Origin of the sequence: Aquabacter sp. L1I39 (assembly GCF_017742835.1) — a bacterium.
Classification (GTDB): Bacteria; Pseudomonadota; Alphaproteobacteria; order Rhizobiales; family Xanthobacteraceae; genus L1I39.
On the sequence record NZ_CP072392.1, the window covers coordinates 5,207,924 to 5,222,153 of the forward strand.

The 14,230-nt window shown below is 66.6% G+C and carries 12 protein-coding genes and 1 riboswitch; of the genes, 6 read left to right on the forward strand and 6 right to left on the reverse strand.

What is annotated here, in order from left to right:
* Window positions 1-6: 6 nt before the first annotated feature.
* The 4 genes from J5J86_RS23475 to J5J86_RS23490 form a co-directional block, all read right to left on the reverse strand.
* Window positions 7-633, reverse strand: coding sequence for an NADH-quinone oxidoreductase subunit C (locus J5J86_RS23475; protein WP_209102611.1), 627 nt, complete (start codon window positions 631-633; stop codon window positions 7-9).
* Between the two features lie 57 nt (window positions 634-690).
* On the reverse strand, window positions 691-1,275 hold the full coding sequence (locus tag J5J86_RS23480) for a NuoB/complex I 20 kDa subunit family protein (protein WP_209102613.1): 585 nt from the start codon (window positions 1,273-1,275) through the stop codon (window positions 691-693).
* Window positions 1,266-1,631: an NADH-quinone oxidoreductase subunit A gene (locus tag J5J86_RS23485; RefSeq protein WP_209102615.1), complete on the reverse strand. Its 366-nt coding sequence runs from the start codon at window positions 1,629-1,631 to the stop codon at window positions 1,266-1,268. The genes J5J86_RS23480 and J5J86_RS23485 overlap by 10 nt, the downstream gene beginning before the upstream one ends.
* Window positions 1,632-2,026: 395 nt before the next feature.
* Window positions 2,027-4,483 (reverse strand): response regulator, encoded by a 2,457-nt coding sequence (locus tag J5J86_RS23490; protein ID WP_209102617.1) that lies wholly within the window; start codon window positions 4,481-4,483, stop codon window positions 2,027-2,029.
* Between the two features lie 371 nt (window positions 4,484-4,854).
* Between J5J86_RS23490 and J5J86_RS23495 the strand changes: the two genes are divergently transcribed.
* A complete protein-coding gene (locus J5J86_RS23495) occupies window positions 4,855-7,128 on the forward strand; it encodes a flagellar biosynthetic protein FliO (RefSeq protein WP_247657794.1) in 2,274 nt (757 codons plus the stop codon).
* Between the two features lie 138 nt (window positions 7,129-7,266).
* Here the strand turns inward: J5J86_RS23495 and J5J86_RS23500 are convergent, their stop codons facing one another.
* A complete protein-coding gene (locus tag J5J86_RS23500; RefSeq protein ID WP_209102621.1) occupies window positions 7,267-7,539 on the reverse strand; it encodes a hypothetical protein in 273 nt (90 codons plus the stop codon).
* Window positions 7,540-7,575: 36 nt separating this feature from the next.
* Window positions 7,576-7,707 (reverse strand): hypothetical protein, encoded by a 132-nt coding sequence (locus J5J86_RS24580; RefSeq protein ID WP_256437051.1) that lies wholly within the window; start codon window positions 7,705-7,707, stop codon window positions 7,576-7,578.
* A gap of 381 nt (window positions 7,708-8,088) precedes the next feature.
* Between J5J86_RS24580 and J5J86_RS23505 the strand changes: the two genes are divergently transcribed.
* From J5J86_RS23505 to J5J86_RS23525, 5 genes are all read left to right on the forward strand, one after another.
* Window positions 8,089-9,108 (forward strand): hypothetical protein, encoded by a 1,020-nt coding sequence (locus tag J5J86_RS23505; RefSeq protein ID WP_209102623.1) that lies wholly within the window; start codon window positions 8,089-8,091, stop codon window positions 9,106-9,108.
* Between the two features lie 39 nt (window positions 9,109-9,147).
* A riboswitch (cobalamin riboswitch) is annotated at window positions 9,148-9,348 on the forward strand.
* A 102-nt stretch (window positions 9,349-9,450) separates the two neighbouring features.
* Window positions 9,451-11,448 (forward strand): TonB-dependent receptor plug domain-containing protein, encoded by a 1,998-nt coding sequence (locus J5J86_RS23510; RefSeq protein WP_209102625.1) that lies wholly within the window; start codon window positions 9,451-9,453, stop codon window positions 11,446-11,448.
* Between the two features lie 97 nt (window positions 11,449-11,545).
* The gene (locus tag J5J86_RS23515; RefSeq protein WP_209102627.1) at window positions 11,546-12,424 is read left to right on the forward strand and encodes an ABC transporter substrate-binding protein; all 879 of its coding nucleotides are present in this window, start codon (window positions 11,546-11,548) and stop codon (window positions 12,422-12,424) included.
* Window positions 12,421-13,464 carry a FecCD family ABC transporter permease gene (locus J5J86_RS23520; protein WP_209102629.1) on the forward strand — a complete coding sequence of 348 codons (1,044 nt, stop codon included), beginning with the start codon at window positions 12,421-12,423 and terminating at the stop codon, window positions 13,462-13,464. The genes J5J86_RS23515 and J5J86_RS23520 overlap by 4 nt, the downstream gene beginning before the upstream one ends.
* Window positions 13,461-14,225: an ABC transporter ATP-binding protein gene (locus J5J86_RS23525; RefSeq protein WP_209102631.1), complete on the forward strand. Its 765-nt coding sequence runs from the start codon at window positions 13,461-13,463 to the stop codon at window positions 14,223-14,225. Before J5J86_RS23520 ends, J5J86_RS23525 begins: the two co-directional genes overlap by 4 nt.
* The last annotated feature ends 5 nt before the right edge of the window (window positions 14,226-14,230 follow it).

Consider the following 14,230-nt stretch of genomic DNA (forward strand, 5'->3'; position numbering starts at 1 on the left):
GCTCCTTCAGCCGGCCTTCGGGGCGCCGGGCTGGCCCGAAGCCTTTTCGTCGCCGGGCAGCACATAGTCCGTTCCTTCCCAGGGGGAGAGGAAGTCGAACTTGCGGAACTCCTGCATCAGACGCACCGGCTCGTAAACCACGCGCTTGGCCTCGTCGTCATAGCGCACTTCCACATAGCCCGTGAGGGGGAAGTCCTTGCGCAGCGGATAGCCGTCGAAGCCGTAGTCGGTCAGCAGGCGGCGCAGTTCAGGATGGCCCGTGAACAGGATGCCATACATGTCGTAGGCCTCCCGCTCGAACCAATTGGCGCCGTGATAGACGCCGCAGATGGACGGCACCGTGCTGTCCTCGTCGGTCGCCACCTTCAGGCGGATGCGCAGGTTCTGCTTCAGGGACAAGAGGTGATAGACCACGTCGAAGCGCTGCGGGCGGGCCGGATAGTCCACCCCGCACACGTCCACGATGCAGGCGAACAGGCAGCTCGGATCGTCGCGCAGGAAGGTCGCGACCTTGACGATCTGCTCCCGGTCCACCTCGAGCGTCAGCTCGCCATAGGCGATGTGCGAGGCGAGCACGGCTTCGCCCAGCGCACCGGAAATATGGACCGCAAGGTCCTTCAGGGTCTCGTCCATCTGCGTCTTCCCCGAGCAAAGCGGAGCCAAGGCGCCGCCCGCGGTCTCAAGCGGCGATCAGCGTTCGATGGTGCCGACGCGGCGGATTTTCTTCTGCAGCAGCAACACGCCATAGAGGAGCGCCTCAGCGCTCGGCGGGCAGCCCGGCACATAAATGTCCACCGGCACCACACGGTCACAGCCGCGCACAACCGAATAGGAATAGTGATAGTAGCCGCCACCATTGGCGCAGCTGCCCATGGAGATCACGTAACGCGGCTCGGGCATCTGGTCATAGACCTTGCGCAGAGCCGGCGCCATCTTGTTGGTCAGCGTGCCGGCGACGATCATCACGTCCGACTGACGCGGCGAGGCGCGCGGCGCAAAGCCGAAGCGCTCCACGTCATAGCGCGGCATCGAAACCTGCATCATCTCGACCGCGCAGCAGGCGAGGCCGAACGTCATCCACATGAGCGAGCCGGTGCGCGCCCAGGTGATGAGATTGTCCGCGGTGGTGATGAGGAAGCCCTTGTCCGCGAGCTCGGAATTGATCTCGCGGAAGAAGGGGTCGTCCGCACCCACGGGACGCCCGGTCGAAGGATCGATGATGCCCTTCGGCGCAGGGGCGACCAGCGGCTTGGAATCGGCAGGGGTCAATCCCATTCGAGCGCTCCCTTGCGCCACTCGTAAATGAACCCGACGGTCAGCACGCCGAGGAACAGCATCATCGACCAGAAGCCGAGGTCGCCGAGACCACCGAAGGTGATGGCCCACGGAAACAGGAAGGCCACTTCCAGGTCGAAGATGATGAAGAGAATCGCCACCAGGTAGAACCGGGCGTCGAACGTCATGCGCGCATCGTCGAACGCGTTGAAGCCGCACTCATAAGCGGAGAGCTTCTCGGGGTCCGGGTTGCGATAGGCGACGAGAAAGGGCGCCACCAGAAGAGCGAGCCCGATGACGAGCGACACCCCGATGAAAATGACCACCGGAAGGTAGTCCTGGAGCAAGTGTTCCATTGTCCGCACCTCGGGGCGCATGGGCGATCCGCCTGAAGCGTTACCGCGCCGGCCTCGGTTGGAGGAATTCGAAACGGGTGAGCGAGGCTTATCGCAGCGCCAGATGGGAGGCAAGAGCAAGCTGCGGAATACCTTTGGGGCATCCGCTGCTGCATCGCGACAAATCCTGCAGCCAATTGGCTTTGCAGTCACACACGGCGCGCATCAACCCTTGGCGTGGCCGGAATGCTCGGCGCCGGCTCCGGCCCTGCGCGCTGCAATGCACGCAGATCAGGCCATCCGGCCGGTCATGCCTTGACCTCGCATCGGCGCCGATCAAGGAAACACTGCATCTGGGCGGAAGCAAGACCATTGGCCGGTAGAGGACCGGCCCATCGCGGATGCGATTCTCCTGCTCAGCGCCGGGTGGCCTCTTTCACCGCGGCGACCAGTTGCTTCAGCGTGAAGGGCTTGGGCAGGAAGGAGAATTTCTCCCCCTCGGGCAAGTTCTTTGAGAATGCCTCTTCCGCATATCCCGAAATGAAGATGACCTTCAGATTGGGATCCCTGGCACGCAGCTCCCGCAGGAGCGTGGGGCCGTCCATCTCCGGCATCACCACGTCAGACACCACGAGCTCGATCCGCGTGCTGGACTCTTCATAGGCCTGCAAGGCCTCCGCCCCGCTCGCGGCCGCGACCACGTTGTAGCCGCGCGCGGACAAGGCGCGGGACGCAAACGCCCGAACCGCGTCCTCGTCTTCCACCAAGAGCACGGTCGCCTGGCCGGTGAGGTCTCCGGTACGCGCCTCGGGCTCGGGCGTGGGTGGGGCCTCCTCGGTCTCGCTGGCCTCATAGCGTGGCAGGAAGACCCGGAAGGTCGTTCCTTCCCCTTCCCGGCTCTGCACCAGAATGTTGCCGCCCGTCTGCTTGACGATTCCATAGACCGTCGACAGGCCAAGGCCGGTCCCCTTGCCCACCTCCTTGGTGGAAAAGAACGGCTCGAAAATCTTGTCAATGATGCCGGCAGGGATGCCGCTGCCGGTATCGGTCACCTCGATCAGCACATAATCGGCCGGCGCCAGGGACCCATCCGAATAGGCGGCGGTGTCGGCGGCCGTCACGTTGGCGGTGCGCAACGTGAGAACGCCGCCGCCGGACATGGCATCGCGGGCATTCACTGCCAGATTAACGATCACCTGCTCGAACTGGTTCACGTCCACCTTCACGGGCCACAGGTCGCGCCCATGCTGCACGTCCAGCGTGATCCGCTCACCGATGAGGCGACGCAGGAGCATGGACAGTTCGGAGATCACGTCGGTCAGCTGGATGACCTGCGGCCGCAGCGTCTGGCGCCGGGAGAAGGCGAGCAGTTGCCGCACGAGGCCGGCGGCCCGGTTGGCATTCTGCTTGATCTGCATGATGTCCGGGAACGAGGGGTCGCTCGGCCGGTGGTTGGTCAGGAGCAGGTCGCAATAGCCCAGGATGGCGGTGAGCACATTGTTGAAGTCGTGCGCCACGCCGCCGGCCAGCTGGCCGATGGCCTGCATCTTCTGGGACTGAGCAAACTGCACCTCCAGGGCCCGCTGTGCGGTTGTGTCCACCGCATAGACCGCCAGGCCGGGCACGGTTGGCCCCAGGGTCGAGACATAAAGGCGCGCGGACCGTCCGCCCTCGCCGGCTACGTTCACTTCCACGGGCGCGGGCTGGGCGGCGCCGGCCATCATATCCTTGACAAGGCGGTCCACTGCCGCGGCGTCCCGCTCGCTCACCAGTTGGTCGAGGCGCGTCTCGATCAACTGGGCGGCGGCGCCGGCAAACAGGCGCGAGAAGCTGCCATTGGCTTCGACCACCCGACCCGCCCGATCCACCATCGCCATGGCGAGGGGCGACCGGGAGAAGAAAACGGCGTCGGCACCGGCGCTACGACGGGTTTCCGAGGGGGCCGCAGCAACAGGGGCGGCGGCTGCCGCGACGGCGGGGGCGACACTTTCCTGCCCCGCCATCGCGCGGGTGGCGCTCCGCGGCACAAAGGCGGCGATGCAATCCCCACCGGCGGTGCCGTTGATCCAGAGCCGGCTGGCAAACACGGTGCCGTCACGGCAGACCAGATCCACATCCAATCCGTCCGCCGGGGTGCTGCCCTGCGCGATGGCCTCTCGCACGGCGGCGTGATGCACGGGGTCCACCACCTCCTCGAGCGGCAAAAGGTCCTGGCCCCATTCTGCAAGGTCATAACCGAGAAAATGGGCGCAGGTGCCGTTGGGCAGCCGCGCCGCTTCCCCCCTCAGAAGCAGGAGGCCCACAGGCGCGGTCTCCCACAATTCGGCAAGCACGCGCGCGCCGTCGGCCTCGGCGAGGGCAAGCGGCACGGGAATTGCGGGGCGCTGGCGATCGGCAGCGGGTGCAACCGCCCGGCCGCCCTCGGGATCGGTGACGGTAAGCACCCACAGCACACGCCGTGCGCCCTCCAGCGGGTAGACGCCAACGGTGAGGCGCCGTCCGTCGGGCTCCGGATCGAAGGGGAAGAACTGGTTGACGTGCACGCCTTCCGAAATGGAGCGCAGCAGCATCGCCATCGGGGCCTGCGCGCCGGGAATCCGGCTGAGGAAGCGTTCGGGTGTCGGCGCCTGGGTCTCCCGGGCGCGCGTGAGGCGCAGATAGGGCCCGTTGACCTCGACGAGGCGCTCTCCGTCTTCGACCACCGCAATAGCATCGCCGGTGGCGGCCAGGAGGGAACGTGCCAGTTCCTCGTTGCGCCGCTCGTCTCCGCGCAGCAGGCGCGCGGACGTCGTTATGATGGAGAAAACCCCGATTGCGGCGAAGCCGACCATGACAGCCGTGAGAACCGGTCCACTCCCGCTCTGCAGAATCACGGCGACCAAACCACCGGCGAACGAGGCCAGCCCAACGGTCAGACGCTGGAATCGTGGCATCTTCGGGCGGAATGTGCCTTTGGAAGGCTGTGCCCCGGCGTCGCGCGGGTCCTTGCTCATGGCAGAAGCCTTCCTGTCGCGCCGCGTGCGCTGCTCTCCCGACACTTCGGCTCCTGGATTTTAACGCATTGGTGCGGCATTGATTGAAATCCGGCCATGCTCGTCAAGATTTTCTTGGTATGAGTGCCTGCGTCGCGACCGCGTCGTGTTGTATGTAGGTAACACGCTATGGCCGGTGCCGGACCATCGGCGCGCAGCAATGAGGAAGAGTTATGTTGCAGGATCTCCTTGGCACGCATCTGGAACTGCCGGTGCGCCTGGCGATCGCAACGGTGGTGATCGTGGTGCTTCTCGGTCTGACCGTGGTGATCGTTCGGGCCTTGAGCGGTCGAGGGCGCGGCCCCGGCGGGCGCTCGCGCCAGGCCCGACTCGCGGTCATGGACAGCGTACCCGTTGATCAGAAGCGGCGCCTTATCCTTGTGCGCCGGGATGACGTGGAGCATCTCCTGCTCATTGGCGGCAACCGCGATCTTGTCGTGGAGCCCAGCATTCCCCGCGGCCTGCAGAGGGAACAGACCCAGGCGCGCGAGGCACTTCCCCTTCGGGAGGCCGGCCGCGACGTCCTTCCCCAGCGCGAGACGACCCTCCTGCGCCGCGCGCCCGTCACGCCTCCCCTGATGGCGCCCAATCCCGGGAGCGCCGGCATGTCGGATTCGACTGCCGCGTCGCCCGTTCCCACGGAGACGCCCGCCGCCAAGGCTCCTCCTATTGCCGAGCCTCCGGCCCCCGCTGCGTCCCGTTTCGCGGCCTTGCGACGCCCGGTCGCGGCGCGTACCGAGGCCGATGGGCCGGCGGCTCCCGCCGCTACCGGCGACGCGCCGGTCGCGATGGGGGCTGCGGCCTCGACCTTCTCCGCGGCAAAACGGGTTTTCGAATCGCGCAAGCCCACGCCCAAGGCAGAGCCGCGCATTGAGGAGCGAACCGCATCCGTGCGCCCTGTCGGCATCACCCCGCAGGAGCCGGTAAAGGACGAGACGCATTCCTCGCCGGTATTCGCTGCCAAGGACGCCCTCAAGGACGATGCGCCGCCCGCCCCCGCGCCGGCTGCCGAGTCGGCCCCCGTCGAATCTGCGGAAGTCGCCGCCCCTACGGGAGGCGCCGCACCGGCTCCAGCGCCCGAAGCCAAGGCGGAGCCGGCGATTGCGGAGTTGGTCATCCCGGCAGAGCCTGTGACGCCGGCCCCTGAAGCCGTCGCCTCTGAGTCGGCACCGCGTGTGGCTCGTGAAACGCTATCCACGCCTGAAGCAATCCCCCTCGCGGCTGAGGGAGCAGATCTGCCGCCCCCCGCGCCGAGGATTGAGCCGGCCTTCACGCCCGAGCCCAAGTCCTCCGTCCCGGCTCATATGACCGCGCCGACCAAGGCGACCCCGCCGGCCAAGGCAGAGCCCAAGTTCGACATGCCGGCGGTCCCCGTTGCGGAAAGCCGGCCGGTGGAGATGCCCGCAGCCAAGGCGGAACTGAAGATTGAGGATCTTCTGGGAGACAGCCCTGCCGCCGCGGAGACCGAGGAAAAGATCGAGCCCAAGATCGAGACCAAGATCGAGCCGACACTCGAAAAGGCCGATTCCAAAATCGAGTTCAGGCTCGAACCCAAGCTGGACGTGGCCCCAACACCGGAGCCTGCCGTCCCGGCCACCGAGACACCTGCCACTCCGCCCGCGCGCCGCGCGCCGGTGTTCAATTTCGGTCGCGCTGTCCGCGAGCCGGCAGCCCGTGCCGAGCCCAAGCTCGGAGAGCTGTCTGCCCGACTTCAGACCTCTCTGGACAAGGCCCTCCATGCGCCCAAGGATGGCGATGACGAGGCTCCCGCCAAGCCGAAGCCGTCCATTGAGCCCCCGGCGCCTGAGCGGACAGCACGCCCGACGGCGACGTTCCCGCCGTCCACCTTCGGCAGCCGTCCCGCTGCCCCGCCTGTTCCACCTTTCGTGCCGCCGCCCTCAAAGCCGGCAGCGGCCCGCCCTGCGAGTCCGTTCCGTGCCGCACCTCTGCCGCCCGAGGTGGTTGTGGCTCCGTCACTGGAGCCGGATGTGGCAGAAGAGCAGGCTTCCGCCTCATCCGACCGGATGGATTCTCACACGGTGATGCCGGAAGCGGAGGAGGACACCGACGCCGTTTCGGACCTCAACACCGCCCCGCCAGTCCGCGTGGTTGAGCCCGAGCCCCAGGCGGCATCGCCTATCTCCGAGGAAACGCTCGCTCTCATTGAGATGGAGGCCGGCCTGAACCTTGAGACGGATCTCATGCGTGAACTGGAGTTGACGCTCGCGCAGGAGGTCTCTGGCGAGGCGAGCGTCGCTCCCATGGCCGGGAACGATTTGGTGCCTGCTTCGATGCCGGCCGCCGCTTCCCTGGTTGGGGCAGAGCATGAAGCCTTCCATCATGGTGGAGAGAGCGAGCCCCCGCGCGCGGAGCCGCATGCTGATCCAGAAAAGGAAAAGGCAGCAAAGGAGGCGGCGTCCATCGACCCGTTCGAGGACCTGGAGGCGGAAATGGCCTCGCTGCTGGGGCGTGCGCCTCGCCGCTGATCCCGGAGTGAGCGGCGCGAGCCGCTCCCTCTCGAGGCGCCCGCATGGTGGCCATTGGGAGACGAACCAGAAATGAAAAGGCCCCGGAGGCGATTGCCTCCGGGGCCTTTTCATTGTCCGTGAAGATGCGGGATCTGCTCAGGAATTGAACAGCATCAGGCACTGGCCGGCCTGCTCCGCAGCGGGGCGGGCATTGCCCTGCGAGATCGTGCCACCCTGGACCAGGGCGCGGGTCTGCTGGGTAACCAGGTCGCGCACCGAGGCGCCGGGACCCATCTGCGGGGCGACCGCATTGTAGATGGTCTTCGCGTCGCCGCTCAGATTTGCCGCGCAGGCCGTGGCCGCGGACTTGTCGGCCAAGGCGGCCGTTGCGGCCAGGCTGAGGGCCGCAGCAAGAATAACGGTCTTCATGTGTCTTCTCCTCTTTTTACCGCACACCCATCCGGTTTACCGGCCCGCCAGCATTTGCGGGAGCGACGCCCGCACCCGCACCGGCACCGCCAAATCCAGCACCAGGAAGGACGCCGGCACCTGCAGCTCCCGCCCCTGCGCCGGGGAAAGCACCCACGCCCGTCTCATCGCGTGCAACGCATCCGGCGGGATAGCCGGGACGCGTGCAGTGCACGACAGGCGCCGGGCGCACAACGCAGCCCACCGGAACGCCGGGGCCGGTGCAGTAGACCACCGCATGTCCCGGCACCGCTCCCAGCAGCGTCGCACCGGCCAAGCCGATCGCAAAAAGGCTTCGATTCCACAGGGACATGACTTTCCCTTTCGCGGTTAAGAGGCAATGCCCCAGTCAGTTGTTGTGCGTTACCGGTGAGAGCCCTGATTTTCAACGGCGATTATTGACCAAAATTAGCGCCTGAGCCCTCGCTTCCCCCGGCTCCACCGACCTATAATAGCTCACCTTGGAAGGCCCTGCGGGGGGTCGGGCGGAACCGAGCGTGGCGGATAGCAATGGCCCAGAATGACCTCTCGGCACAGAGGAACACGGCACACCGTTTTGCCGAGATCAAGCGGCGCACGGATGAGCGCATCCCCGTTCTCATGGCTCATCCACGCTTCCACGAGGCGATGGAAATCGCCACGCGTGGCATCCTCGATATGTATCACGGCAACCGGCTCCTGAACCGGCTGATGAATGATCGGGGCCGGGTCATCTTCGGACTGCTTTGCTATTATCTAGCCAGCAGCCCTGACGAGAACGGTGTGGGCCTGACGGTCACGCGAATCGCGGACATCTGCGAGGAGACCAACCTGTGCAGCCGGGGGCGCGCAAAGGCGCTCATCACCTTGATGCGCTGGGCCGGCTATGTGGATGCCTGTACATCTGGGGCGGCTGGGAACAGGCGCCAGCGCCCCCTGGTCCCCACACCGCGCATGACCACCGAATATACGCGCCGCTGGAAGACCATGCTCACGGCCATTTCGCGCTTTGATTCGGTCGCGGATGAAGCATTGGCCCGGCTGAGCGAGCCGGGCTTCCTCACGGCACTGGTGCGCAATCAGGGCGACCGGTACCGCGCCGGCTTCCGCCTTCTCGAACATTCGCCCCAGATGGAGGTGCTGGCGGAACGGGATGCCGGGGTTCTCATTGCCATCAGCCTCTATAATTCTGGCGGCGAAGGCGACACCTACCCGCCGAGCCAACCGGTTCCGGTTCCGGTGGCAGGGCTGGCGCGCCAGTTCGACGTCTCCCGCGCGCATGTCCTGAAAATGCTGCGCGAGGCCGAGGATGCCGGGCTGATCCGCCGGCTTCCGGCCCACCAGGGCACGGTGGAGCTCCTGCCGCCCCTGCTGCGCGGCGTGGAATATTTCATGGCAGCCTGTTTCTCACTCCAGCTCGATTGCGCGACGGACGCGCTCCAGCAGTGTGGTGCCGCGCCAACGGGCGGCGCCGAGGTCCCACCCCATTATGTCAGGGACGCCAGCGAGAAGACCGCGCCGACGGAAAGGCCTTTGACGCGGCAGAGCTGAGGGTGGCCAAACCGATGGTTGACCCTCCCGCCAGCCTCGCCTAGGGTCGCCCGTGACGGTTCCCGCAAGGGATCAAAAGGGAATGCGGTGAAGGTGCTTGCGCGCCGAATCTGCAGCTGCCCCCGCAACTGTGAGCGGCGAGTTCTTCGTCAGATGCCACTGGGCCACTCGGGGCCTGGGAAGGCGGCGAATGAACGGTGACCCGCAAGCCAGGAGACCTGCCGTCAGCCGTGGTCACACGCGAGCACGTCGGGCGGGGTGTCCTGATGGTGGCGAATGGAAGGATCCTCCCTTTCCGCCTCGTCCGCGGTGACGTGCCACATCGTCTCGCCCGAGGCCCTTATGCCTTCCCGCGTCCCATTTGCCGTTTCCCGGCCCGCACTCCTGGCCGTAGCCGTCTCCTCACTCGTCCCGGTTTTCGCACCCACGGCCGCGCGCGCCCAGTCAGCGGTCCAGGCTGGTGCAGATATTGATCTGCCGCAGATTGTCATCAGCGCGACCGGCACCGCCACCCCCGCCTCCGAGGTGGCAAGCTCCGTCACGGTGATCACCGCCGACGAGATCTCCAGGAACCAGGAGCGCAGCGTTCCGGACGTGCTCCAGTCCGTGCCCGGCCTCAACGTGGTTCAGACCGGAGGACCCGGCGGCACCACCTCCGTTTTCATGCGCGGCACCAATTCCAACCAGGTCAAGATCTTGGTGGACGGCGTCGACATGACCGACCCATCCTCGCCCGACGGCACGTTCAATCTCGGCCAGCTCATGACCAATGACATCTCGCGCATCGAGGTGCTGCGGGGTCCTCAGAGCGGCCTTTATGGCTCGGATGCCATTGGCGGCGTCATCTCCATTACCACCAAGCGCGGCAGCGGCCCGGCGAAGATCAACGGCTTCGTGGAGGCGGGCGCGCTCGGCACCTTCAATCAGGCGCTTGGGGTCAGCGGCGGCACCGACAAGGTGGGCTATGCCTTCAATATCGGGCATTTCGCCTCCACCTCAATTCCCGTGACGCCGCCGGGCCTGGTGCCGCCCGGCTATCCCACCAATTTCAACAGCTTCGACAACTGGACCTATTCCGGCCGCCTCGACTTCGACCTGTCCGAGAATTTCTCGGTCAATTTTACCGGGCGCTATATCGATAGCCAGTTGGCCTATACGCCCGACATTTTCTCCATGGCCACTTTCTCCTCCATGCCGGCCATGCAGACGAGTACCTCCTTCTCCCGCGTCTTCCTGGGGAAGGCAGAGGGCGTGTGGACGGCACTGGACGGGGCTCTGGTGAGCAGTTTCGGCGTCTCGGCCACTGACCAGTCGCGCCCCACGACAGGGCCGAACCAGACCGAAAACGGCACGTATGACGGCCAGATGCAGACCTATTATCTACGCTCCACCTGGACCTTCATGCCGGGTCAGACCCTGTTGGGCGGCATCGAGCGCAAGAATGAGAGCATGACGTCGTCGAGCTATTACAGCTCGGGCGAACTCTCCGCCTCCAATGGCGACACCGCCGCCTATCTCCAACTCCAGTCGTCCTGGGGTGACCGCGTCTTCCTAGCGCTTAACGGGCGCTTCGACAGCGACGATACCTATGGCGACCATGCCACCTATCGCATTGCGCCCGCTTATCTTATCCCGGAGACGGGCACCAAGCTGAAGGCCACCTACGGCACCGGATTCAACGCCCCCTCGCTCTACCAGCTCTATGCCCCGGTCTACGGCAATCCCAACCTGAAGCCCGAGGAAAGCACCGGCTGGGACGCGGGCTTCGAGCAGCAGGTCCTGAACGGCCGGGCCTCGTTCGGCGCCACTTATTTCCACAACAACCTGACGAACCTCATCGGCTACGATCCGGTCACCTATGCCTATGTGAACGTCTCCCAGGCCACCACAAAGGGCGTGGAAGCCTTCGTGGCGGTGCAGGTCACCGATACGCTTTCGGTGCGAGTGGACTATACCTATACGGACGCACAGGGCTCCTTCACGCCGGGAGGGGGCTACTCCGCCGGCGCCTGCGCCCCAGCCACCCTGGACACCTGCAACCTGCTGCGGCGGCCCAACAACAAGGTTTCGGTTACCGCCGACTGGCAGGCCACCGACAAGCTGAACCTCAACGCCACGCTGATCTATGTGTCCAGTTGGTGGGACATTGTGCGGCTATCCTCCGATTATGTGGACCAGCCCGGCTACACTATCCTAAACCTCGCGGCCAATTATGCGGTGAGCCCAAATGCCACCGTCTATGGCCGCATCAACAATCTGTTCAACGAGACCTATGAAGATCCGAACGGCTTCCTGGCGCCCGGCTTCGGCGCGTATGGCGGCGTTCGCTTCACCTTCTGAGCGGCCCATGAGCAAGCCCGCCCGCCCCCCTCTCCTCCTCCGCCCGCGCAGGCGGGGCTGGGGGCGGTGCGCCTGCGCGAGCCTTGCGGCTTTCGCCTTGCTGATCGCCGCTGTGGCGTCGGCACAACAGGTTAGCTCGCCTCAACCCGAAGAGACGAGGCCACCGAAGCCGGCGCGGATCGCCTCCCTCAATCTGTGCGGCGACGAATTGCTGTTGCGGCTGGCGGACCGCGACCGCATCGCCTCGGTCACCTTTCTCGCCGGTGAGCCCGGCAGTTCCAATGTCGCCGCTCTTGCGCAAGGCGTGCCCACCAATCGCGGGCTGGCCGAGGAAATCGTTCCGCTGGAGCCGGATCTCGTCATTACCGGCGCCTTCACCACCCGCGCCACGTCCGACTTGCTGCGCAGGCTTGGGGTGCCGGTCCTCGAACTGCCCATGCCGACGACGTTGGATGAGGCCTATGAGCAAATCCGACAGGTGGCCGAACGTATCGGCGAGCCGGAGCGCGGCGCGGCCATGATTTCTCGCATGCGGACGGAGATCGCGGCGCTACCGGCCCGTTCCGGACGGGCGCGCACCGCCATTGTCCTGCGCCCCAACGGCTTCACCGCGGGCAAGGCCTCGCTCGCGGACGATCTGATGGTCCGTGCCGGCCTCGACAACCTCGCGACGCGTCTGCCCGCAGACAAGTTCGGCCAATTGCCGCTCGAAGAAGTGGTGGTGGCACATCCGGACGTTCTGGTGGTGGACACGGACCCTGCCGCACCGCCTTCCCTCGCCGAGAGTCTTCTCGATCATCCGGCTTTGCGCGGCTTCAGCCAGGAGGGGCGGACTGTGGTGCTGCCGGCTCGCCTGTGGGCTTGCGCCGGGCCGGAACTGGCCGAGGCCGCCGCGCGCCTGTCCGTTGGCGCGCCTCCCCAAACCGCTACCTCCCAAGCCTTGGCGCCGCTCGGACCGCAGCGGGACAAACCATGAGCGCCCCTGGTGAAGTTCCCGCGCGCGCGCGTCACCATCTTCTCGGCCTGTCTCCCCATGGCTGGCTGGTCGCGGGCCTCGCCCTGCTGGTGGCCGGGCTGTTCGCGGTTTCGGTGGCGCTTGGCTACGCGCCCCTGGATTGGCCGCGCGCCCTGGCCGACCTCTTCGCCGGGCGCGACAGCATCCCGGCCCTGGTCCTGGTGGAGCTGCGCCTGCCCCGAGCCATTCTCGCCGCCACCGTCGGTTTCAGCCTGGGTCTGACCGGCGCGGCCATGCAGGGGCTCATGCGCAATCCCCTGGCCGATCCCGGTGTGGTTGGCGTGTCCGGCGCGGCGGCCTTTGGGGCGGTGGTGGCCTTCTACTTCGGTCTCAGCGCGGCCTTCTCTCTGGCGCTGCCCATTGGCGGGCTGATTGGCGCCGCCATCGCCACGGCACTGCTGCTTGCCCTGGCGCGGCGAGGGACCGGAACGGCCACACTTGTGCTGGCGGGCGTCGCCATCAACAGCCTCACCGGCGCCCTGACGGCGCTCGCCCTCAACCTCGCGCCCAGCCCCTATGCGGCGCTGGAAGTCGTGTTCTGGCTGATGGGATCGCTGTCCGACCGATCGCTTGTGCATGTGGCGCTCTCGCTGCCCTTCATGCTGTCCGGCTGGGCTCTGGTGCTCGCCACCGGACGCGCCATGGACGCCTTGACGCTTGGCGAGGACACCGCAGCCAGCCTCGGATTCTCCATGCCCCGCGTCCGCCTCTTGGTGGTGGGTGGGACAGCGGCCGCGGTGGGTGCATCGGTGGCGGTGTCGGGCGCCATCGGGTTTGTGGGGCTGGTTGTGCCGCACGTGATGCGCCCCCTGGTGCGGCATCGGCCAGGCCGGCTTCTGCTGGTGAGCGGGCTTGCGGGGGCCGCACTCACCCTTGGCGCGGACATTGCCGTCCGCCTCATTCCCACCCGGCCAGAGCTGAAGCTCGGCGTGGTTACGGCGCTCATCGGCGCCCCGTTCTTCTTCGCCATGCTCCGGCACTTGAAGGTGGAGGGAGAATGATGCTCGAGGCACGGGCTATCAGCGCAATGCGGGGGGCCGCCAGGGTCCTGGACGGCGTCTCCCTGTCGGTGACAGGCGGCGAGCTCCTGGGCCTCATCGGGCCCAATGGCGCCGGCAAGACCACATTGCTGCGGGCCCTGTGCGGTCTCGACCTGGTGGAGACCGGCACGGTGGCCTTCGCAGGACGTCCCCTCGCTGAACTTGGTCGCGCGCAACGGGGCAGCACCATCTCCTACCTGGCACAAGGCGGGCGCATCCACTGGCCCATGCGCGTGGCGGACCTGGTGGCGCTGGGGCGGCTACCGCACGATCCCTCGCCCACCCCCGACGACCCTGCTGTGGAACGGGCCCTGCGGGCTGCCGATGTCGTGGCCCTGCGCCATCGCATCACCGGGTCCCTCTCGGGCGGCGAGCGGGCTCGGGTGCTACTGGCGCGCGCGCTGGCGGTGGAGGCCCCCGTCCTGCTGGCGGACGAGCCCGTCGCGGCGCTCGATCCCTACCACCAGCTTCAGGTCATGGAGTTGCTGCGCGCCACGGCACGGCGCGGAACCGCCGTTGCGCTGGTGCTTCATGACCTCACCCTTGCCGCGCGCTTCTGCGATCGCCTCGCCGTGATGCATGACGGGCGCATCCTCGCCGAGGGGCCGCCCGGTGACGTGCTGCGCCCGGATCTGATGGCGCAGGCCTTCGCGGTGACGGTGGAGCAAGGCACGCGCGACGGCGAACCCTTCGTCCTGCCCTGGCGGCGCAAGGCGCCGTAGCCCCA